Origin of the sequence: Stenotrophomonas sp. HMSC10F06, from assembly GCF_001807865.1 — a bacterium.
In the GTDB taxonomy this organism is placed as follows: Bacteria; Pseudomonadota; Gammaproteobacteria; order Xanthomonadales; family Xanthomonadaceae; genus Stenotrophomonas; species Stenotrophomonas bentonitica_A.
In genome coordinates, this window is sequence record NZ_KV791267.1 from 189459 (window position 1) to 210438 (window position 20980).

Here is a 20980-nt window from a genome sequence, read left to right on the forward strand (position 1 = left end):
AGGCCGCGCGAGCGCGGCCTTTCCGGTTGCCTTATTTCAGCGCCTTGAAGCGCAGGCGCTTCGGCGCAGCGTCGTCGCCCATGCGGCGGCGCTTGTCTTCTTCGTACTCGCGGTAGTTGCCCTGGAAGAACTCCACGTGCGAATCGCCTTCGAACGCCAGGATGTGGGTCGCGATGCGATCCAGGAACCAGCGGTCATGCGAAATCACGAAGGTGTTGCCCGGGAACTCCAGCAGCGCATCTTCCAGCGCACGCAGGGTTTCGATGTCCAGATCGTTGGACGGTTCATCGAGCAGCAGCACGTTGCCACCCTGCAGCAGGGTCTTGGCCATGTGCAGGCGGCCACGCTCACCACCGGACAGCGAACCGACCAGCTTCTGCTGATCCTGGCCCTTGAAGTTGAAGCGGCCGATATAGGCGCGCGACTGGATCTCGATGCCGTTGATGTTGAGGATGTCCAGGCCGCCGGCGATTTCCTGGAAGACGTTGTGGTTGCCTTCCAGCGCGTCGCGGCTCTGGTCCACGTAGGACAGCTTGACGGTCGGGCCGACGGTGATTTCGCCAGAATCCGGCTTTTCCTGGCCGGTGATCATCTTGAACAGGGTCGACTTACCGGCACCGTTGGGGCCGATGATGCCCACGATCGCACCGGCCGGCACCAGGAAGCTCAGTTCGTCGAACAGCAGGCGGTCGCCGAACTTCTTGGAGACGTTCTTGAACTCCATCACCGAGTTGCCCAGGCGCTCGCCCGGCGGGATGAAGATTTCATTGGTCTCGTTGCGCTTCTGGTAATCCACCGACTGCAGTTCTTCCAGGCGGGCCAGACGGGCCTTGCCCTTGGTGCGGCCGCCCTTGGCGTTCTGGCGCGACCACTCCAGTTCCTTCTGGATCGCCTTCTGGCGGGATTTTTCCTGGTTGTCTTCCTGCTTCAGGCGCTCGTCCTTCTGCATCAGCCAATCGGTGTAGTTGCCCTTCCACGGAATGCCGCGGCCGCGATCCAGTTCCAGGATCCACTCGGCGGCGTTGTCCAGGAAGTAGCGATCATGGGTGACCGCCACGACGGTGCCGGTGTAGCGCGCCAGGAACTGTTCCAGCCACTCGACGGACTCGGCGTCCAGATGGTTGGTCGGTTCGTCGAGCAGCAGCATGTCCGGCTTCTGCAGCAGCAGGCGGCACAGTGCCACGCGGCGCTTTTCACCACCGGAGAGCTTGCCGATCACCGCATCCCACGGCGGCAGGCGCAGCGCATCGGCGGCCACGTCCAGCTGGTTTTCCAGGGTGTGCGCATCGCCGGCGGCGAGGATCGCCTCCAGGCGCTCCTGTTCCTTGGCCAGCTTGTCGAAGTCGGCGCCTTCCTCGGCATAGGCCAGGTAGACCGCGTCCAGCTGGGCCTGGGCCTGCAGCACTTCGCCGACGCCTTCCTCGACCGCTTCACGCACGGTCTTGGTCGGGTCCAGCTCCGGTTCCTGGGCCAGGTAGCCGACCTTGATGCCGGGCTGCGGGCGGGCTTCGCCCTCGAAATCGGTGTCCACGCCGGCCATGATCTTGAGCACCGTGGACTTGCCGGCACCGTTCAGGCCCAGCAGGCCGATCTTGGCACCCGGGAAGAACGACAGCGAGATGTCCTTGATGATCTGCCGCTTGGGCGGGACCACCTTGCTGACGCGGTTCATGGTGTAGATGTATTGCGAGGACATGAGCTCTCCGAAGGCGCAACCCTGCGCCCGTTCCGGACGGAACAGGAACAGAGGAAGAAAAGGATGCCCCGATTATAGCCGGAAGCGATCAATGCCGCCGGGAGCCAAGGGCGCCGGGGCTTGCCGCCGCCTGAATGCGGGGTCAAAGCCCTTGAATTGGAAACCGTTTCCAGCCGGAGACCGTTCAGATGGGGTGCGCATGATGGAGCCATCAACCCACCAAGCGAGGCCAATCATGCGCATGAATCGATTTGTGGTCGGGGCCGTTGCCTCGCTGCTGGCCTTGGGCACCGTGGCCCCGGCCTTTGCCGATGACCACCGTGGGCGCGGTCACGACCGCCGCGAGTGGCGTGATGACCGCCGTGACAACCGCCACGATCGCCATGACCGGCACGATCGTCATGACCGTCGCGAAGTCCGCCACGACCGCCGTTACGACCGCCGCTATGACAACCGCGGCTACTACCGCCCGGGCCCGCCGCCGCCGCGGGTGGTCTATCGCCCGGCGCCGGGCTATGGCTCCTACGGCTGGGCCCGCGGCCACCGCTACCGTGAGTACTACGGTGGCCCGGTCTATGTGGTCAACGATTACAGCCGCTACTCGGTGCGCCGCCCGCCGCGCGACCATCACTGGATCCGGGACGACCGCGGCAACCTGCTGCTGGTCGCCATCGCCACCGGGATCATTGCCGACTACGTGATCAACCGGTAAGCCCGCCGGCAGGCGCGCTTGACGGCCTGGACGGCGCCCTTCGGGGCGCCGTTCCGCGTTCCGGGGCCGCGCGCCGGGATTGGTCACCCCGCGCCGCGGGGACTACAATCCAGAGCTCGCGCTGTACCCCCTCTGCCTGCCTGGAGTAACCGATGTTCCCGCGTGACGTCCGCATCGAAACCTACGATCCCGAACTGGCCAAGGCCATCGCCGCCGAAACCCAGCGCCAGGAAGACCACGTCGAGCTGATCGCCAGCGAGAACTACACCAGCCCGGCGGTGATGGAAGCCCAGGGCAGCCAGCTGACCAACAAGTACGCCGAGGGCTACCCGGGCAAGCGTTACTACGGTGGCTGCGAGTACGTGGACATCGCCGAACAGCTGGCCATCGACCGCCTCAAGCAGCTGTTCGATGCCGACTACGCCAACGTGCAGCCGCACAGCGGCTCGCAGGCCAACCAGGCCGTGTACTTCGCGCTGCTGCAGCCGGGCGACACCATCCTGGGCATGAGCCTGGCCCATGGTGGCCACCTGACCCACGGTGCCAAGGTCAATGCCTCGGGCAAGCTGTTCAACGCCGTCCAGTACGGTGTCGACGAAGCCGGCCTGATCGACTATGACGAGGTCGAGCGTCTGGCCCTGGAGCATAAGCCGAAGATGGTCGTCGCCGGTTTCTCGGCGTACTCGCAGGTGGTGGACTGGGCGCGCTTCCGCGCCATCGCCGACAAGGTCGGTGCCTACCTGTTCGTGGACATGGCGCACGTGGCGGGTCTGGTTGCCGCTGGCGTCTACCCGAGCCCGCTGCCGCACGCCCACGTGGTCACCTCCACCACCCACAAGACCCTGCGCGGCCCGCGCGGCGGCATCATCATCGCCAAGGGCGCCAGCGAAGAACTGCAGAAGAAGCTGCAGTCCATCGTGTTCCCGGGCATCCAGGGCGGTCCGCTGATGCATGTCATCGCCGGCAAGGCCGTGGCCTTCAAGGAAGCGCTGGAGCCGGGCTTCAAGGCCTACCAGCAGCAGGTGGTCAAGAACGCCCAGGCGATGGCCAACACGCTGATCGCGCGCGGCTACAAGATCGTTTCCGGCGGCACCCAGAACCACCTGATGCTGGTCGACATGATCGGCAAGGATGTCTCGGGCAAGGATGCCGAAGCCGCGCTCGGCCTGGCCCACATCACCGTCAACAAGAACTCGGTACCGAACGACCCGCGTTCGCCGTTCGTGACCTCGGGCCTGCGCCTGGGTACTCCGGCGGTCACCACGCGCGGTTACGTGGAGCAGGACTGCGTGGATCTGGCCAACTGGATCGCCGACGTGCTCGACGCCCCGGCCGATGAGGCCGTGATCGCCCGCGTCCGCGACGCGGTCAGCGCGCAGTGCCGCAAGTACCCGGTTTACGGCTGATATGGGCGAGGGCCGGCAACGGCGTACCTACGCCGTGCTGGCCCTTGTCTGCGGCATCGTGGGGATGGCTGGCGGTGGCACCTTCGCCGCCATTGGGGTCTGGGTCGCGTTCGTCGAGCCGGCCTATCTGGACCGGGCCTCGCGCCTGGTGATCGGCGGCTGGGGGGTGGCCGGCCTGATCGGGATCGTGGGCTGGCTGTGGTTGAGTGGCCGCTATCTCCGAAAGGGACGCACCGGCCTGCGCGATGCCGGGCCTTGGCCGTGGGCTGCATTGGGCCTTGGCGTCCTTGCCGCCCTGGCGGTGGTCGGCATGGCATTCTGGCAGGCCGCCGCGAGTCCGATGGCACTGGTTCTGCTGCTGGCCGGGCCGCCGATGCTCTCCTGCGCGGCGCACCTGCTGTGGCTGCGCTGGCAGCCGGCCTAGGCTGGGCTGGCCTCTGCCCCCTGCCATTTGCTGTTGCCTGTCTCTCTCAGGTACCGTTGCGACGCTGCCGTGACCGCGGCATGACGTTTTCCCGATGCAAGGCGTTCCATGTACTGTCCGTTCTGCCAGCATGCCGATACCCGTGTGATCGATTCGCGCGTCTCTGAAGACGGCGCGACGATCCGGCGTCGCCGCGAGTGCGAGGCCTGCAACGAGCGCTTCAGCACCCTGGAAACCATCGAACTGAAACTGCCGGCGATCGTCAAAAGCGACGGCAGCCGCGAGGCCTTCGATGCGCGCAAGGTCCGCAGCGGCTTTGATCGCGCGCTGCAGAAGCGTCCGGTGCCTGAAGACAAGATCGAGCTGGCGGTGCGCGCGGTGATGCAGCAGGCGCGCATCTGTGGCGAACGCGAAATCCCCTCGATCAAGGTCGGCGAGTTCGTGATGAACGAACTGCGCAAGCTGGACCATGTGGGTTACGTGCGCTTTGCCTCGGTGTACCGCAGCTTCGAAGACGTGGCCGATTTCCGCGAGGAGATCGAGAAGCTCGAACGCGAGCTGCCCTCCAGCACCGAGCAGTTGCAGTTGCTCGGCGATGTGATCGCGCTGACCAAGAAGAAAAAGGGCTGAGCCCCGGCCGCATCGCGGCCACCCCGGCTGGGCTACCATCGCGGCTGCACGCCGCCAGATGATCCCCGCCATGACCGATTTCTCCGCTCTCGACCATCAGCACATGGCGCACGCGCTGCGCCTGGCCGAACGTGCCGCGTACACCGCGCGGCCCAATCCCATGGTGGGGTGCGTGATTGCCCGCGATGGGGTCGTGGTGGGCGAGGGCTGGCACCAGCGCACTGGCGGCCCGCACGCCGAAGTGTTCGCGCTGCGCCAGGCCGGTGAGCAGGCCCGCGGCGCCACCGCCTACGTCACCCTGGAGCCCTGTGCGCACCACGGGCGCACACCGCCGTGTGCACTGGCCCTGATCGACGCCGGTGTCAGCCGCGTGGTGGCCGCGATGCGTGATCCCTTCCCGAAGGTCGACGGGGGCGGCTTCGTGCTGCTGCGCGAGGCCGGCATCGAGGTGGCCGAAGGCCTGATGGCCACGCAGGCGCGCGAGCTCAACAGGGGCTTCCTGTCGCGCATCGAGCGCGGCCGTCCGTGGCTGCGGGTGAAGCTGGCCGCCAGCCTGGATGGCCGCACCGCGATGGCCGACGGGACATCGAAGTGGATCACGGGCGCGGCCGCGCGCGAGGATGTGCAGCACTGGCGCGCGCGGGCCGGCGCCATCCTTACCGGTGCGGCCACCGTGCTGGCTGACGATCCGATGTTGACCGTGCGCCTGGCCGACACCGACGTGCTGCCGCCGCTGCGCGTGGTGCTCGATGCACGCCTGCGTTCGCTGGAATGCGCGCGGGTGCGCGAGGGTGGGGCGCCGACGTTGTATGTGCATGACGCCGCGGTCAGCCCGCCGGACGCCGCCGATGCGGAGTTCGCCAGCGTGCCCAGCCATGACGGTCGTCTGGATCTGGGCGCGGTGTTGGCGCTGCTCGCCGAGCGCGGCATCAATGACGTGCATACCGAGGCCGGCGCCACCTTGGCCGGCGCGTTGCTGGCCGGCGGCTGGGTCGACGAACTGTTGCTGTATCAGGCGCCCACGTTGCTCGGTGAGCATGGGCTGCCGCTGCTGTCCGGCCTGGGTATCCACGCGATGGAACAGCAGCGCCGGCTGCGCGTGGTGGACAGGCGCCAGGTGGGTGAGGACCTCCGCCTGTTGCTGCGCCCATAAAAAACGGGCCCCTTGCGGGACCCGTTCGATCATGGCGCGGCGCGGACGCTGCAGCTCGATCAGTAACCGACGTGTGCGCCGTCATATCCACGCGGCGCAGCACTCAGTCGCGTAGCTTAACACTTATTTAACTTAAAGCCCCCAGTCAGGGTGCCCTGTTACACTAGCCGGGCCGGTTCGCCGGTACATAAACGTCTTCAGGGCGGGGTGCGATTCCCCACCGGCGGTAGGTGCGCAAGCACGAGCCCGCGAGCGCTTCCCGGCCCCCCCGGGAAGGTCAGCAGATCCGGTCCAATGCCGGAGCCGACGGTATAGTCCGGATGAAAGAAGACGGTGCGGCCGGGCCTTGTGCCCGGCGTGCACCTATATGCCTTGCGGCGTTTTTCGCTCACTTTCCGCGGAGAACGTTACGTGTTTACTGGAATCATCGAAGGCGTCGGCCGTCTGGCCGCACGCGAGTCCCTTGGCGGCGATGTCCGCTTCACCTTCAACGTGGGCACCCTGCCGTTCGAGAACGTGCAGATGGGCGAGAGCATCGCCATCAATGGCGTCTGCCTGACCGTCATTGCCCACGACGCCACGTCCTTCCAGGCCGACGCGTCCACCGAGACCCTGAGCGTTACCACGCTGGGTCGGCTGGCCGACGGCGCCGTCATCAACCTCGAACGCGCGATGCGCCCGACCGATCGCCTCGGCGGCCATCTGGTCAGTGGCCATGTCGATGGCCTGGGCCAGGTGTTGTCGGTGCATGACGACGCGCGTGCCCAGCGCTGGCGTTTCGCCGCGCCGGCCGCGTTGCTGCGCTACATCGCCAAGAAGGGCTCGATCTGCGTGGACGGGGTCAGCCTGACCGTCAACGAGGTGGACGAGCAGGGCTTCGAAGTCGCCCTCATCCCGCATACCGTCGCCAACACCGCCTTCGCCGCGACGGCCGTGGGCAGTGCGGTCAATCTTGAAATCGATCTGGTCGCCCGTTACGTCGAACGTTTGTTGGGTGCAGGAGCACGCGCATGAATTTCGCCCCCATTCCCGAGATTCTCGAGGACATCCGCCTTGGCCGCATGGTCGTCATCGTCGATGACGAAGACCGCGAGAACGAAGGCGACCTGATCATGGCCGCCGAGCTGGTCAAGCCGTCGGACATCAACTTCATGGTCACCCATGGCCGTGGCCTGGTGTGCCTGCCGCTGACCCGTGAGCGCGCTGCCGATCTCGGCCTGGCGCCGATGGTCCAGGCCAACACCGCGCAGTTCCAGACCAACTTCACCGTCAGCATCGAAGCGGCCGAGGGTGTCACCACCGGCATCTCGGCCTATGACCGCGCCCACACCATCCGCACGGCGGTGAAGCCGGACGCCAAGCCGGCCGACCTGCACCAGCCGGGCCACATCTTCCCGCTGATCGCCCAGCCGGGCGGCGTGCTGACCCGCGCCGGGCATACCGAAGCGGGCGTGGATCTGGCCATGCTGGCAGGCCTGGAGCCGGCTGGCGTGCTGGTGGAGATCCTCAACCCCGACGGCAGCATGGCGCGCCGCCCGGAGCTGGAGGTGTTCGCCCGCGAGCACGGCCTGAAGATGGGCTCGATCGCCGACCTGATCGCCTACCGCCTGGCCACCGAGAAGACGGTCGAGCGCGTGGACGAGCGCGAGATCGACACCGAGTTCGGTCCCTTCAAGCTGGTCACCTACCGCGACCGCATCGCCCACGACCTGCATTTCGCCCTGGTCCGCGGCACCCCGGATGCCGAGCCCACGCTGGTCCGCGTGCAGGTGGAAAACCCGCTGGCCGACCTGCTGCACTGGCGCCGCGACGATTTCGGCGTGGCCTCCACCGACGCCCTGCGCGCCATTGCCGCCGCCGAGCGCGGGGTGATGGTGGTGCTGTCGGCGCCACGCGACACCAACACCCTGCTGGCCCGCCTGCGCCAGCAGCCGGCCCCGGTGACCCCGGGCAAGGACAAGGATGTGAGCCAGTGGCGCCGCAACGGCGCCGGTGCGCAGATCCTGTCCGACCTCGGCCTGGGCAAGCTGCGCGTGCTGGGCACCCCCCGCCGCCAGATCGGCCTGGCCGGCTACGGCCTGGAAGTAGTGGAAACGGTCACCCCCTGACCGCCCGCCCGACCGCCCACCCTCCCGTAGAGCCGGGCAGAGCCCGGCGCTACGTGGCCATGGCCGCCGGCCCGTGTCCGGCGTAACCGGCCCGCCCGCGTTAAACTAGTCAACCTTTTGGACCCCACGCCGAACATGAGCCACTACGAAGGCGACCTCCGTACTCCGGAAAAGGCCCGTTTCGCCATCCTCGCCAGCCGCTGGAATGCCCGCATCACCGACGTACTGGTCGCTGGCGCGCGGCAGAGCCTGGCCGGCAACGGCATCGACGAAGCCGCCATCGACGTGATCCGTGTGCCCGGCGCATGGGAACTGCCGCTGGTGGCCGCCCGCCTGGCCGCCGCGCATGAACATGCCGCGATCATCGCCCTGGGCTGTGTGATCCGCGGCGACACCCGCCACTACGAACACGTGGCCGATGGCTGCGCCGAAGGCCTGATGCGCGTGCAGCTGGATTTCGGCGTGCCGGTGCTCAATGGCGTGCTCGCCGTGGAACGCGCCGAGGATGCCGAGGCCCGTGCCGGTGGCAGCCATGGCAACAAGGGTGAGGAAGCCGCACTGACGGCGTTGGAAATGGTCAATCTTCTGGAGCAGTTGCCGTGAACAAGTCGAACCCGGGCAAGCCCTCCGGTAAACCCGTCCGCCGTGATGGCATCGACCCCGTGCTGCGCTCGCGCGCGCGCCGTCGTGCCCTGCAGGCGATCTATGCGTGGCAGATTTCCGGTGGCAACGCGCAGACCGTGATTGCCCAGTTTGCCCACGAGCAGGCGCGTGAAATCGCCGATCTGGCCTATTTTGAAGCGCTGATCCACGGCGTGCTGGACAACCGCAAGGACCTGGACGAGGCACTGACCCCGTACCTGGATCGCAGCATCGACGAAGTGGACGCCATCGAACGCGCCGCGCTGCGCGTGGCCGCCTTCGAAATGCGCTACCGCCTGGACGTGCCGTACCGCGTGGTGATCAACGAAGCGATCGAATCGGCCAAGCGCTTCGGCTCCGAGCATGGTCACACCTACGTCAACGGCGTGCTGGACCGCGCGGCCGTGGAATGGCGCAAGGTCGAATCGGGTCACTGCCCCGCCGGTGGCAATGAGCCGCCGGCGGTAATGACCCGTCTGGTAGTGCCGGCCGCTGGCCGGCAACCACCGGGCGTCTGAGGTTGCCGGCCAGCGGCCGGCACTACCGACAACCGCACGCCGCGCGGCACGTACAACCGCCCCACCGCGCACTGCGCGGCACGCACAACCGCGGGAGCGCCCCATGTCCCTTGCCGAATTCGCCCTGATCGACCGCATCCGTGCCCGCACCGCCGAGCGCGACGACGTGGTGCTCGGCATCGGCGATGACGCCGCGCTGCTGCAGCCGCGCCCGAACGAACAGCTGGTGGTCACCGCCGACACGCTCAACAGCGGCGTGCATTTCCCGGCCGAGACCATGCCCTTCGACATCGGCTGGAAGACCCTGGCGGTCAACCTGTCCGACCTGGCTGCCATGGGCGCACGCCCGGCCTGGTGCACGCTGGCGTTGTCGCTGCCCGACGCGCACCCGGACTGGATCGAATCCTTCGCCGACGGCTTCTTCGCGCTGGCCGACGAACACGCCATCGCGTTGATCGGCGGCGACACCACGCGTGGCCCGCTGTCGCTGTCGGTCACGGCGATGGGGCAGGTGGCACGCGGCCAGGCGCTGCGCCGCGACCGCGCCCAGGTGGGCGATGACATCTGGGTGAGCGGCACACTCGGCGACGCCGCCGGTGCCCTGCAGCTGTGGCAGCGCGGTGAGTTGAACATCGCCACCGCCACCGTGCTGGGTGATTACGAAACACTGCGCCTGCGCCTGCTGCGGCCGACCCCACGGGTGACGCTGGGCCTGCGCCTGCGTGCCTTCGCGCATGCTGCCGTGGATATCTCTGACGGCCTGCTGGCCGACCTGGGCCACATCACCACGCGCAGTGGCGTGCGTGCCGAAGTGGATGCCGACGCCGTGCCGCTGTCACCGGCCCTGCGTGCGGTGCTTGGCCGCGACGCCGCGCGTGCGTGTGCCCTGCGCGGCGGCGACGATTACGAACTGTGTTTCACCGCCGCCGCCGACCAGCGCGAGGCGCTGCATGCCGTGGCCGAATCGCTGCGCCTGCCGCTCACCCGCATCGGCCGCATCGTGGAAGGGCAGGGCGTGCAGTGCGAAGGCGAAACCGGGCCCGGCGGCTACCAGCACTTCGCGGAGTGAGCAGCCGGCAGAGCCCGGCGCCACGGTCGCGAGGCGGGTGTTACGGGATGCTCACGGTCGCCTGCTGGTCCCGCGGCGTGCCGTAGTCGTCCAGCCACTGGAACGTCACCTTCGCCGGCATCGGGGCACCCGCCGGCAGCGCGTAGCGCACCTGCTGGCCCGGGGCGATCATGTCCACCTCCACCTTGCGGCCGTCCGCCAGCGTCAGCGTGCTCAGGGTGACGTGGTAGGCGGTAGGGTTGGTGACCTGCAAGGCATTGCCCGCACCGGTCCATACCAGCGCAGCCGCGGCATCGCGGGCGTTGCCGGGCAACCCTGCGGGACGGTGAAACAGCTTCACACGCGTGCGCACGGCGAATTGCAGCAGATTCTTGCCTGCGGCATCGGTCGGCTTGGGCGGAATGTCCAGCAGGTTGAAATAGAACACCGATTCGCGGTCGGTTGGCAGCGGTGCCTCCGACGGGCGCGGTGCATAGGTGATGCGATAGGCCTGGCCCTGATGCGCCTGCAGCAGGCGCGGGTCGGCCGGGGTAAGCCGGAACGGCGTGCGCACGTTCTCCGGCCGGGCATCACTATCGCCCGCGTCCACCCACACCTGCACCATGGCCGGCTGGTCGCCACCGTTGCTTGCCTTCACTGTGACGTCGCGACCCTTGCCTGCGTCGTGCACGATGCGGGTGCCTTGCAGCGTAACCGCGGCCAGCGAGGCATGGCTCGCCAGCAGCAGCGTCACCAGGGCGAACGCCCGGGATGTAATGCGCATGTTCATTGCTCACCTGCTCCAGAAGAAAGTGCCGTACCTGCCGCACGTGCGGCAGGTACGGCGAAAGGGCGTTGAGTTACTTGTAGAGCACCACGAAATCACCGGAGGCATCGGCCTTGCCGGCCGTTGCGTCCTGGCCCGGCGAGGCGTACCACGCGCTGTAGTCCAGCTGGCCTTTGCCGTCGGCAGGAATGACCACCCACTGCGTGGGATCTTCACCGATCTTCTGGTGCGCACCGGCGGCGTCGTACAGCGCAACGCCCACGTTCTGCGCGCCGCCCGGAGCGACACCCAGGTTGCCGGTGCTGCCATGCGGCGTGCCGCCAAAGCGCACACCCACCTCCTGGGAACTGCCCGAACCGGAGCAGTCCAGGCCGATGCTGAAGTTCTTCTGGCCGGCACGGGTGTTGGCGTTGACCGACTTCAGGTCGACCTGGCCCATGGCCACTGTGATGGTGCCGCCGGTGGAGTCCACCGCGCAGGTGGAGGTCATCAGCTCGCCGGTGATCTCCAGCTTCTCGGCCATGGCCGACGGTGCGGCCGTGGCAGCCAGCAGGGAAATGATCGCTACATTCAATTTGTTCAACATGATCTGCACTCGGGTTGGAAAATACGAGGAGCGCAGTGTCGTTCCAGACATATCTCGGAACCATGCAATAAGTTGCAAACGATAGGCGGTGTCTTAAATGGCCGCCGTTTGTACAGGTGGCGTTCAATGCACGGCGCACCGTGCCCGCGCGTGACACCTATAGGGAATCCGCCGCATTTCAAAAACTGCAGATCGGGTGACGCTGAAAATGAATGCGCTTGAAACTTAGATAGGCAAAATCTCTCTAGTTCTAAGGGTTGCATTGAGCATTGCAACTAATTGCATGGGATGACGCGCGGTAGACCCCTACGCTGCGACCCCTCATCCACAGGGAGATGTCGGTTTCAGCCGACGTCGAATGATCGTCGCCATGAATGCATGCTCGCCAGTCTTCGCTCCGCCTCGTCGTCGCACGCGCCACTGCTTGGCAACGGCTATCGCCGTCTCGCTGGCATTGGGTATGGTCGCGCCAAGCCGGGCCGATCCGCTCGACGGCCTGCAGTTCAGCGAGGGGTTCCTGATCGGCGGCGAGGCCATCGACCTGCAGCGCTACGCGCAGGGCAATCCGATGGCGCCAGGCGTGTACCCGCTGGACCTGGTGGTCAACGGGGCGTTCCGCGAAAGCCGCGACATCACCTTCGTGCCGGGCGAACAGGGCGCCGTGCCGTGCCTGCCGGTGGCACTGGTGCGCGAACTGGGTCTGAAGGATGCCTACCTGACGCCACTGGGTGATGATGCGTCGGCCTGTGTCGACCTGGTGGCCATCGTGCCGGGCGCCACGGTCAGCTTCGACAGCGGCGCGTTGCAGCTGCTGGTGACGGTTCCGCAGGCCGCACAGGTCAGCACCGCGCGTGGCTACGTGGCACCGGCGCAGCGCGACTATGGCGTCACGGCAGGATTCTTCGACTACAACGTCAACCACAATCGCAGCCAAGGGCAGGACAACACCTACGCCAGCGTCAATGCGGGCATCAATCTGGGTGCCTGGCGGTTGCGCCATCGCGCGTCGTTCAGCCAGGGCACGCACGGTTCGCGACACGATGTGATCAGCAGCCACCTGCAGCGCGACCTGCCGTGGCTCAACAGCCAGTTGCTGATCGGCCAGAGCAGCACCGGCGGCGAGTTGTTTGAAAGCGTGGCCTTCAGCGGTGCACGCGTGGCCACCGACGAGCGCATGCTGCCCGATTCGCTGCGCGGCTTTGCCCCGGTGGTGCAGGGCATTGCCGAGGGCAACGCGGTGGTCACCATCCGCCAGAACAGCCATGTCATCCATGAGGTGACCGTCGCGCCGGGGCCGTTCTCCATCGAGGATCTGTACCCCACCAACTTCGGCGGCGACCTGGACGTGACTGTCACCGAAGCCGACGGCCGGACCCAGCGCTTCAAGGTCAGCTTCTCGGCGGTGCCGCAGGCGCTGCGCCCCGGCGCCAGCCGCTTCAGCGCCACCGCTGGTGAACTGCGCGCCTCCCGTCGCGGCGGTGAAGACCTGCGCTTTGCCGAAGGCACCTACGCACGCGGCATCAGCAACCGCTTCACCGCATTGGGCGGCGTACAGGCCAGTGAAGGTTTCCAGGCGGCATTGGTCGGCGGTGCGGTGAACACGCCGATCGGCGCGTTCGGTGCCGACATCACCCATTCGCGCGCACGCCTGAGCAACGGCGAGCAGGTGACCGGCAACAGTGTGCGGCTCAACTTCCAGCGCTATGTTGCCGCCACCGGCACCAACTTCGGCCTGGCCGCGCACCGCTACAGCACGCAGGGCTATCTCACCCTGACCGACTTCGCCGACGCACGCAGCGACGACTGGGGCTATGGCCGCCGTGCGCGCCAGCGCTACCAGGTGAACTTCTCGCAGCGAGTGGGCGAGCGCAGCACGCTGTCGCTGAGCGGGGGCCATGTGAGCTACTGGGACAGCGCCGACCGCCAGAACGATTTCCAGCTGCGCTTCCAGAGCACCTGGGGCCGCGCCAACTACGGCATCTCCGCGATGCGCTACCAGTTGGGCAACGGCCGCCAGGACACCCGCTATGCATTCAACGTGAGCGTGCCGCTGGGCCGCAGCCCGAGTGCGCCGCGCCTGAGCAGCCAGGTCGGGCAGTCCGCTGCCGGTCACCAGGCGCAGCTGGGCATCAACGGCACGCTGGGTGAGGACCGCGCACTGAGTTACAGCCTGTCGGCCAGCGATGCCAGCAACGGCCAGCGCAGTACCAGTGCCTACACCACCTACCAGGGCGGACGTGGCACCTTCAGCGCGGGGTATACCCGTTCCGGCGACTACAGCGCGGTGTCGGCCAGCGCGGCCGGCAGCGTGGTGCTGCATGGCGGCGGCGTCAACCTCGGCGCCCCGGTGGGCGACGGCTTTGCGTTGATCCAGGCCGAGGGTGCGCATGGGGCAAAGGTCGGGTACGGAAGCGATACCCGGGTGGCGCGCAATGGCTATGCGTTGCTGCCGCACGTCAGCCCCTACCGCTGGAACCAGATCGACCTGGACCCGTCCGGCCTGCCGCTGGATGTGGAACTGCTGCAGACCTCGCAGCGTGTCGCCCCCACCGCCGGCAGCATCGTGCGGGTGGCCTTCAACGCCAAGCGCGAGCGCACGCTGTTCATCGATGCCACCGACGCGCTGGGCCAGCCCCTGCCGTTCGCCGCCCGCGTTGAAGACGAGGCCGGCCGCGCATTCGGTGCGGTCGGGCAGGGCGGGGTGATCCAGTTGCGCGGCGCGCCCGAACACGGCCAGTTGATCGTCGATCCCGATGGTCCACAGCGCTGTCGCCTGCACTACACCACGCCCGATGCCCCGGATGCCTACGGGCTGTCCTGGAGCCAGGCGGTCTGCACACCGCTGCCCGCGCCCAGCCCGGGTCTGCAGGCCGCTCTGGATGTGTCCAGCGCAGCGTCGTTCTGAGTCTTTCTTTCCTTTCCCTATCTGGAGTTCTGCATGAATCTGTTCAACCGCTTGACCCTGTGCACCGCTCTGTTGGCCGTGGCGCCGCTGGCCATGGCCGACAGCGCCACCCTCACCATCAGCGGCCGGGTGCTGCCCGGCACCTGCACGCTTACGGATGCGCGGATCGATCTGGACCCGGTCAAAACCAGCGACCTCACCCCCGGCACGGACAGCCAGATCAAGGCCGGCGCGCTGGAGTTCAACGGCTGCGTGGGCGTGAGCAAGGCGGTGCTGTCCTTCGCCGGCACCGCTGCCGACGGCGATGCGACGCGCTGGAAGAACACCGAAGCTACCGACCCGGCCGGTGGCGTGTCGATTTCGCTGCTGTCGGGTACCACCGGCAGCACCTATCTCAAGGACGGCGACACCGGCATCGATGTGCCGGTGACCGGCACCAGCGCGCGTTACGACCTGAGAGCGGCGTACTACCTGCCTCCCGCAGGCGTGCCCGAAGCCGGTGGGGTTTCCACGGAGATCGTGGTGACGGCGGACTACGAATGAGAACGAATGTACCCACGCCGACCAGAAGCATGATCAGCGCCGCGCGCCAAATCAGGCGGGCAAGGCACTCCGGACTGCGCATGGCGATCGGCTTGCTGTGTTCACTTGGCTTCTGCGCGACTGCAGTTGCGTGTACGACAAGCCGGGGTTACCCGATGAACTTCGACAAGACCTACAGCTCCTCGCCGCCCTCCGAGGGACGGTTCATGGATTACGGCGGTGCCGTTGCCAACTTCAGCGCATGCAGTGTCCCCGGCCTCTATGATATGGCGCTCACGCTGGATATGCCTGGACTCAGGCCGGCAGGTACCATCAGCTATGACGGAATGACGCTGCCCGTTTACGACTTTGCGGATGATTCGCCGTTGATCGGCTTTGCGTTCATGCAGGTCATAGGATGGTCTGCTCAACCCGTCACTCCGGGTAGTACCACACCGTATGTCATGGATATAGCGGCAACGGAGAGCCCCAAAGCCGATTTCAATTTTCGCGCCTACGCTTTCTCACGGGGAACTCCCATGCGCACCTATGAGATGTCAGGCAGCCTCAAGATCGATGCGCCTGATTTTCCTTCGCTGGGACTCACGATTCCGCTCAGGATCAACCTGAAATTCCCACACGTCACGTGCCCGCTGCTGGACGCGGCGGAGGACCTGCGGGATGTCGATTTCGCCGAGTTGTCCGCACCAGGCAGCACGGCAGGAGAGAAAGTGGTGGCCATTCGGATGGATTGCGGCGCGGATACGCCCCGGGCCAGGATCTCGTTGCATGATGCTGCAGACCCTGGCAATACCGGAAGCCAGCTGACACCCAGTGCGGGTTCGGATGCCGGCGGTGTCCGTGTGCAGCTGATGCGTGCAGGCAGCGAGGTCCAGTTCGGCCAGCAGTGGGATTTCGACCCGGGGGTGGGCGGCATGCATAACCACGAGTTCACGGCGCGCTACATCCGCACCACGGAGACACTCACGCCCGGCATCATCAAGGGGGAGGCGGTGTTGAACGTCGATTACTGGTAGCGGCGATGTCGGGAGTTTCGCCAGCGTCGCAGGCGGATCTGACCGGCTACACCGCTACCGGCCGCGTGCGTGGTACTGCCGCTGGGTGTTTATGGCACCTGGTTGCAGGATGGCGAGGGCACTCACGGCGCCTATATGGATACGAACGTGCAGTACGGCGGTTTCGACAACCGCGTGAGGGGTATCGGCCTGGAGCCGGAGCAATACGATTCGCGGATGGCCAGGGCGTCGCTGGAGGCCGGTTACACGTTCAACGTCTGGCAGGGTGCGTCGAGCCAGCTGTATCTGCAGCCGCAGCTGTCGTATGTCGACTTCGACGCTGATCGCCATGGAACACAACTGCACGGCGATCGATCGTGCCGATGCCGGTGGCCTGAACGGGCGCCCGGGCTGTGCGCGTGTTCGGTCATGGCGCTGCAGCTGGCACGTACCTGGGGGGGAACTGGCTGCGCGGCAGCGGCACCAGCGCCTTGCAGTTCAACGGTGACACGCTGGGTGCGGATGTGCCGCGCAACCGCTATGAAATGCAGGCCGGTGCCGAGTTGAAGCTGGGCCAGCGCTGGGGCGCATGGGGTGGCCTGACCGTGCAGCGGGGTGACCACGGTTACCGCAATGTGGGTGGCCAGGTGGGCCTGCGCATGGCCTGGTAAGCGACAGTGCCGGGGTCGGAGCCCATTGCTTGGCAATGGGATCCGACCCCGGGTAACCGGTAGCGCCGGGCCATGCCCGGCGGGTGTCACCCCGGCGGCAGCACCTTGCCTGGGTTGAGGATGCCATCCGGATCCAGCGCGGCCTTGATCGCGCGCATCGTTGCCAGCGTGGCCGGGCTGAACGCCTTGGCCATGAAGTCGCGCTTGGCCAGGCCGATGCCATGCTCGCCCGACAACGTGCCGCCCAACGCCAGCGTCAGTTCGAAGATCTTCGGCAGCGCCGCATGCGCGCGTGCGTTTTCGTCGGCGTCGTCGGGGTGGTAGAGGATGTTGACGTGCAGGTTGCCGTTGCCGGCATGGCCGAAGGTGACGATGGTGAGCGCGTATTCGCGCGCCAGCGCCTGCACGCCGGCCACCAGGTCGGGGATGCGCGACACCGGCACCACCACGTCTTCGTTGATCTTGCCCGGGGCGATGCTGCGCAGCGCGGGCGACAGCGCCTTGCGCGCGGCCCACAGTTTTTCGCGCGCGGCCCCTTCCATCGCCACGTCCAACGCGATCATGCCGTCGCCCTCGGCGGCGGTGGCCAGTGCCTGCAGCAGGTAGGGCAGGGTGTCGTGGTCGCCGTCGGCTTCCACCAGCAACATCGCGCCGGCCTCGGGCACGTCGGCGCCATTGCGACGCAGCAGCTCCAGGCTGCGCGCGTCCATGAATTCCAGCCGCGTGGGCACCACCGGTTGCGCCATCAGCCGCGACACGGCCGCCGCGGCCGCATCGGCATCGCGATACAACACGCGCAGCCCGGCCTGGGCGACCGGAAGCGGGGTGAGCTTCAGCGTGGCTTCCACGATCAGCGCCAGGGTGCCTTCGCTGCCCACCAGCAGGTGGGTAAGGTCGTAGCCGGTGGCGTCCTTGGTGTAGGCGCCGCCGCAGTGGATGAGGTCGCCTGCGCCGGTCACCGCCACCAGCCCGAGCACGTTGTCGCGGCTGGTGCCGTACTTCACCGCGCGCGGGCCACCGGCATTGCACGCCAGGTTGCCGCCGATGCTGCAGATGTCGGCGCTGGACGGGTCCGGTGCCCAGAACAGGCCGTGCGGCATCAGCGCCTGCTGCAGGTCGCCGTTGAGCACACCCGGTTCGACCACCGCGCAGCGGTTGCCGGGCTGGATGTCGAGGATGCGCGCCATGCGCGCGAACGACAGCACGATGCTGCCGTTGACCGGTACCGCCGCGCCGGTGGTGCCGGTGCCCGCGCCGCGCGCCACCACGGCCACATGGTGCGTGCGGCAGGCGCGGACCAGCGCCACCACCTGCTCGCGGTCACGCGGAAACGCCACGCCGAGCGGCAACTGGCTGCGCCAGGAGTTGTCCTGCGCGTGGGCGGCCAGCACGGCGTCATCGGTGCGCCAGCCGTCGTCGCCCAGCAGGGCATGCACGGTGGACAAGAAGGCGGCGGGCAGGGCGGGGGTGGTCGACATCAGGCGTTCCGGGAATTCACAGGGGCGCGTTGGATCAGCCTCCAGCCGATCACGGCGGCGGCCAGCGGCAACCACACCCAACGCAGTTCAGATACAACAGTGGCCAGCCCGCGCGCGCTGAAGAACTGCCCGGCGAACGGCGACACACGGATCGGGCGCCACGGTGCGAACAACCGCTCGCCACTCCATGGCCACCACAGGGCAACACCCAGCCCGCCGGAGGTGAGCGCGTCCAGCAGCGGGTGCGACAGCGCACTGATGCCAACGAACGCGGCGGCCTGCACTGCACTGGCGCGCAGGCGCGTATGCAGTACCGCAGCGAGCACGGCCAGCACCGCAGCGAACACGATCGAATGACTGGCCCCACGGTGGCCGAAGCTGTCGGCATAGGGAATGTGCAGCGCGAAGGCCAGCACATCGGCGTCGGGCAGCATCGCCGCGACCACGCCCGCGGCCAGCAACGGCGCGGCGATGCGACCGCGATCCGCGGCGCACCACAGCGCCAGCGGAATGGCGGCGTGGGTGAAGATGGAGGGCATCAGCAGTCGTCCAGCCGGAACGCGTCGCGCAGCCAGTTCAGCTGCGGCGGCTCGCCACTGGCTTCAACCACGTCGAAGCGGCAGGGCTGCTCGGCCAGCCAGGGATGCGATTGCAGGAACAACTGCGCGGCGATCACCAGCTTGCGTCGCTTGCGCAGGTCCACCGAGGCCGCGCCGCCGCCAAAGCGGGCACTGGCGCGGTAGCGCACTTCCACGAACACGACGACATCGCCGTCGCGCATGATCAGGTCGATCTCACCGCGGCGATAACGCGCGTTGGTGGTGACCGGGCGCAGCCCGGCCTCACGGAGATGGTGCTGCGCGGCGGCTTCCACCGCCGCGCCACGTAGCGCGCGCCCTGTCGGCACGCCGATCAGTTGCTGCTGGCGATCGGCATCGGCCGGCCGCCGCTGAAGGTCGACCACGCCGGTACCCGCAACACGTTGCCGTTGCTGTCCAGGAACAGGGTGCCGGTGGCGCCGGCCAGGCCGCCTTCGGTGGCGACCTTGTCCAGGTAGGCGCTGATCTTCCAGGCGTCGAAACCAAACGCGAACAGCCGACCGGAGGCGCCACGTGCCGAGGGCAGGATCTGCCCGGCGGTGGACGCGGCTGGCAGGCCGGGCACGCCGCGCACGTTCCAGGCTTCGTTCGGGTAGACGATGCCGTCCAGCGCCATGTCTTCTTCGGGCTTGCCGGCGCCGACGGTGAGCTGGGAGGTGCCGACGCGGGTGGCGCCGCCGGCACCGGCCAGTGCGAGTTGCGGCGTCAGCGCACGCGCCTGTGGTGCCTTGACCGCCAGCAGCACGCCGTCGATGGCACCGGCGGCACGCACCTGCGCGCCGATATCACCGACGGTGTCGCTGACGCCGATCGTCGCCACCACCTGGCCACCACGCTGCGCGAAGCGCTCGCGGAAGGCGGCAGCGGCACGGCGGCCGTTGTCATCGTTGCTGTGGATCACCAGCACCTTGCTGCGTTCGCGGCCGCGAAGATACTCGGCGGCGATGATGCCGTCGTCTTCCGGGGCCAGCGAGAAACCGGCGCTACCGGCCGGCGGGGTGTCCTTGCCGCGGTTCAGCGCCAGCACCGGCACCGGAAGCTCGCGGCGGCCGAACACGGCATCCACTTCGTCGCGGCCGAGCGGGCCGACGATGAAATCGGCGCCGGCGGTCACGGCCTTGTCGTAGGCCGCCACGGCCCCGGCCGCGGTGCCGGCGGTATCGATGAACTGGATGTCCGGGCGGCGGCGGGTTTCACCGTAGTAACCGCTGAGCAGGCCATCGCGGACCGGCTGCGCGGCGGTGGCCAGGCGGCCGCTGAGCGGCAGCAGCACGGCCATCTTCACGGGCGGACGATAGCCATCGCTCATCGCCGGCGGGCGCTTGCTGGTATCGAACTGCGAGGCGCCTTCGCGATCGAACGGACGCGGCAGCGGCAGGCCCCGGGCGATCAGCGCACGGCCGGCGAAGTTGTACAGCGGCTCGTTGGCCGGCAGTGCCGCCGCGCGGGCGCGCAGGGTGGCATCGTCCAGCGTGCCGAGCAGGCCGGCGATGGCCTGCTGGTTGTCGGTACGCGCTTTGCCGGTCAGCGCGGCGTGCGCACGGGCGCGCTCGAGCGCGGCACCGAGGTTGTCGCCGGTGGCCTGCAGTGCGTTGGCGCGCGCCAACTGCCAGCGGGTACGCAGCGATGGGGTGACCGCCTCGGCCGATTCTTTCAGTGCGGCCAGCGCCTGCGCCGGCTGCTTGTCGGCCAGGGCCAGCTCGGCGGTGGTCAGCTGATACCGCTGCAGGCTGGCGCCGCTGAGCTGGCGCGCAGTGACCTGGGCCAGCAGCGTGCGGGCGCGGGTGGCATCGCCGGCTTCGTGCCAGGCGAAGGCGGCATCGGCCAGCGCGGCGCTGCGGGCACTGCCGCGCAGGGTGTTGGCCAGGGCTTCCAGCTGGACCGCCGCATCGCGCGGCTTGCCCTGCTCGATCAGCGCCAAGGCCTGGCTCTGGGCCGGCGAATCCGGCGCACTGGTGAAGCTGGTCGTGGCGCAGCCGGCAAGCAGCATCAGCGACAACGAAAGGGCGGAGATCCGTACGACGGGCTTGTTCATGATCAGGTCCATTCGATGGGGGCAGCGGCCGTGGCCGGGGAACG

At 67.7% G+C, this 20980-nt stretch carries 19 protein-coding genes, 2 pseudogenes and 1 riboswitch; of the genes and pseudogenes, 14 read left to right on the forward strand and 7 right to left on the reverse strand.

The features are described from left to right. Window positions 1-31 precede the first annotated feature (31 nt). On the reverse strand, window positions 32-1696 hold the full coding sequence (gene ettA, locus HMPREF3113_RS08035) for an energy-dependent translational throttle protein EttA (protein WP_019182522.1): 1665 nt from the start codon (window positions 1694-1696) through the stop codon (window positions 32-34). 235 nt (window positions 1697-1931) lie between these two features. Between ettA and HMPREF3113_RS08040 the strand changes: the two genes are divergently transcribed. The 10 genes and pseudogenes from HMPREF3113_RS08040 to thiL all read left to right on the forward strand — a co-directional run bounded on the left by HMPREF3113_RS08040 (window position 1932) and on the right by thiL (window position 10358). Further along, on the forward strand, window positions 1932-2408 hold the full coding sequence (locus HMPREF3113_RS08040; RefSeq protein ID WP_070471704.1) for an RcnB family protein: 477 nt from the start codon (window positions 1932-1934) through the stop codon (window positions 2406-2408). Between the two features lie 152 nt (window positions 2409-2560). Continuing rightward, window positions 2561-3814, forward strand: coding sequence for a serine hydroxymethyltransferase (gene glyA / locus HMPREF3113_RS08045; RefSeq protein WP_070471705.1), 1254 nt, complete (start codon window positions 2561-2563; stop codon window positions 3812-3814). A gap of 34 nt (window positions 3815-3848) precedes the next feature. Continuing rightward, window positions 3849-4238, forward strand: a complete 390-nt coding sequence (locus HMPREF3113_RS08050; protein ID WP_139146318.1) for a hypothetical protein — start codon at window positions 3849-3851, stop codon at window positions 4236-4238. A 108-nt stretch (window positions 4239-4346) separates the two neighbouring features. Then, window positions 4347-4868, forward strand: coding sequence for a transcriptional regulator NrdR (gene nrdR, locus HMPREF3113_RS08055; protein WP_019182518.1), 522 nt, complete (start codon window positions 4347-4349; stop codon window positions 4866-4868). A gap of 70 nt (window positions 4869-4938) precedes the next feature. After that, entirely contained in the window at window positions 4939-6021 is a 1083-nt protein-coding gene (ribD, locus tag HMPREF3113_RS08060; protein WP_070471707.1) for a bifunctional diaminohydroxyphosphoribosylaminopyrimidine deaminase/5-amino-6-(5-phosphoribosylamino)uracil reductase RibD, read from the forward strand. Window positions 6022-6210: 189 nt separating this feature from the next. Beyond that, window positions 6211-6357, forward strand: a riboswitch (FMN riboswitch). A 75-nt stretch (window positions 6358-6432) separates the two neighbouring features. Next, window positions 6433-7035: a riboflavin synthase gene (locus HMPREF3113_RS08065; protein ID WP_070471708.1), complete on the forward strand. Its 603-nt coding sequence runs from the start codon at window positions 6433-6435 to the stop codon at window positions 7033-7035. After that, window positions 7032-8129, forward strand: a complete 1098-nt coding sequence (ribB, locus tag HMPREF3113_RS08070; RefSeq protein ID WP_070471709.1) for a 3,4-dihydroxy-2-butanone-4-phosphate synthase — start codon at window positions 7032-7034, stop codon at window positions 8127-8129. Before HMPREF3113_RS08065 ends, ribB begins: the two co-directional genes overlap by 4 nt. Window positions 8130-8264: 135 nt before the next feature. Beyond that, complete coding sequence (gene ribH / locus HMPREF3113_RS08075; protein WP_038690522.1) at window positions 8265-8732, forward strand: 6,7-dimethyl-8-ribityllumazine synthase; 468 nt, start codon at window positions 8265-8267, stop codon at window positions 8730-8732. Next, a pseudogene (gene nusB, locus HMPREF3113_RS08080) lies at window positions 8729-9214 on the forward strand (transcription antitermination factor NusB); the annotation flags it as partial. The gene ribH and the pseudogene nusB, both read left to right, overlap by 4 nt. A gap of 178 nt (window positions 9215-9392) precedes the next feature. Further along, window positions 9393-10358, forward strand: a complete 966-nt coding sequence (gene thiL / locus HMPREF3113_RS08085; protein ID WP_070471710.1) for a thiamine-phosphate kinase — start codon at window positions 9393-9395, stop codon at window positions 10356-10358. A gap of 40 nt (window positions 10359-10398) precedes the next feature. On the opposite strand, the gene HMPREF3113_RS08090 is transcribed toward thiL, so the two are convergent. Both HMPREF3113_RS08090 and HMPREF3113_RS08095 read right to left on the reverse strand, forming a co-directional pair. Beyond that, a complete protein-coding gene (locus tag HMPREF3113_RS08090; protein ID WP_139146319.1) occupies window positions 10399-11121 on the reverse strand; it encodes a fimbrial biogenesis chaperone in 723 nt (240 codons plus the stop codon). Between the two features lie 76 nt (window positions 11122-11197). Then, window positions 11198-11710: a fimbrial protein gene (locus HMPREF3113_RS08095; protein WP_070471763.1), complete on the reverse strand. Its 513-nt coding sequence runs from the start codon at window positions 11708-11710 to the stop codon at window positions 11198-11200. Between the two features lie 460 nt (window positions 11711-12170). Here HMPREF3113_RS08095 and HMPREF3113_RS08100 point away from each other — a divergent pair, with 460 nt between their 5' ends. From HMPREF3113_RS08100 to HMPREF3113_RS18325, 4 genes and pseudogenes are all read left to right on the forward strand, one after another. Next, entirely contained in the window at window positions 12171-14615 is a 2445-nt protein-coding gene (locus HMPREF3113_RS08100; protein ID WP_254427833.1) for a fimbria/pilus outer membrane usher protein, read from the forward strand. 33 nt (window positions 14616-14648) lie between these two features. Further along, window positions 14649-15158, forward strand: coding sequence for a fimbrial protein (locus tag HMPREF3113_RS08105; RefSeq protein ID WP_070471713.1), 510 nt, complete (start codon window positions 14649-14651; stop codon window positions 15156-15158). Window positions 15159-15313: 155 nt separating this feature from the next. Further along, window positions 15314-16174 (forward strand): fimbrial protein, encoded by an 861-nt coding sequence (locus HMPREF3113_RS18940; protein WP_254427834.1) that lies wholly within the window; start codon window positions 15314-15316, stop codon window positions 16172-16174. A 32-nt stretch (window positions 16175-16206) separates the two neighbouring features. Next, window positions 16207-16824 (forward strand): annotated as a pseudogene (locus HMPREF3113_RS18325) (autotransporter outer membrane beta-barrel domain-containing protein); the annotation flags it as partial. An 86-nt stretch (window positions 16825-16910) separates the two neighbouring features. On the opposite strand, the gene HMPREF3113_RS08120 reads toward HMPREF3113_RS18325, so the two are convergent. The 4 genes from HMPREF3113_RS08120 to HMPREF3113_RS08135 are packed head-to-tail and all read right to left on the reverse strand — an operon-like array spanning window position 16911 to window position 20936. Next, window positions 16911-18302: an FAD-binding oxidoreductase gene (locus tag HMPREF3113_RS08120; RefSeq protein WP_070471715.1), complete on the reverse strand. Its 1392-nt coding sequence runs from the start codon at window positions 18300-18302 to the stop codon at window positions 16911-16913. After that, window positions 18302-18841, reverse strand: coding sequence for a metal-dependent hydrolase (locus HMPREF3113_RS08125; protein ID WP_070471716.1), 540 nt, complete (start codon window positions 18839-18841; stop codon window positions 18302-18304). The genes HMPREF3113_RS08120 and HMPREF3113_RS08125 overlap by 1 nt, the downstream gene beginning before the upstream one ends. Then, the gene (locus HMPREF3113_RS08130) at window positions 18841-19209 is read right to left on the reverse strand and encodes a YraN family protein (RefSeq protein ID WP_070471766.1); all 369 of its coding nucleotides are present in this window, start codon (window positions 19207-19209) and stop codon (window positions 18841-18843) included. The genes HMPREF3113_RS08125 and HMPREF3113_RS08130 overlap by 1 nt, the downstream gene beginning before the upstream one ends. A gap of 5 nt (window positions 19210-19214) precedes the next feature. Then, window positions 19215-20936 (reverse strand): penicillin-binding protein activator, encoded by a 1722-nt coding sequence (locus tag HMPREF3113_RS08135; RefSeq protein ID WP_070471765.1) that lies wholly within the window; start codon window positions 20934-20936, stop codon window positions 19215-19217. Between the last annotated feature and the right edge of the window lie 44 nt (window positions 20937-20980).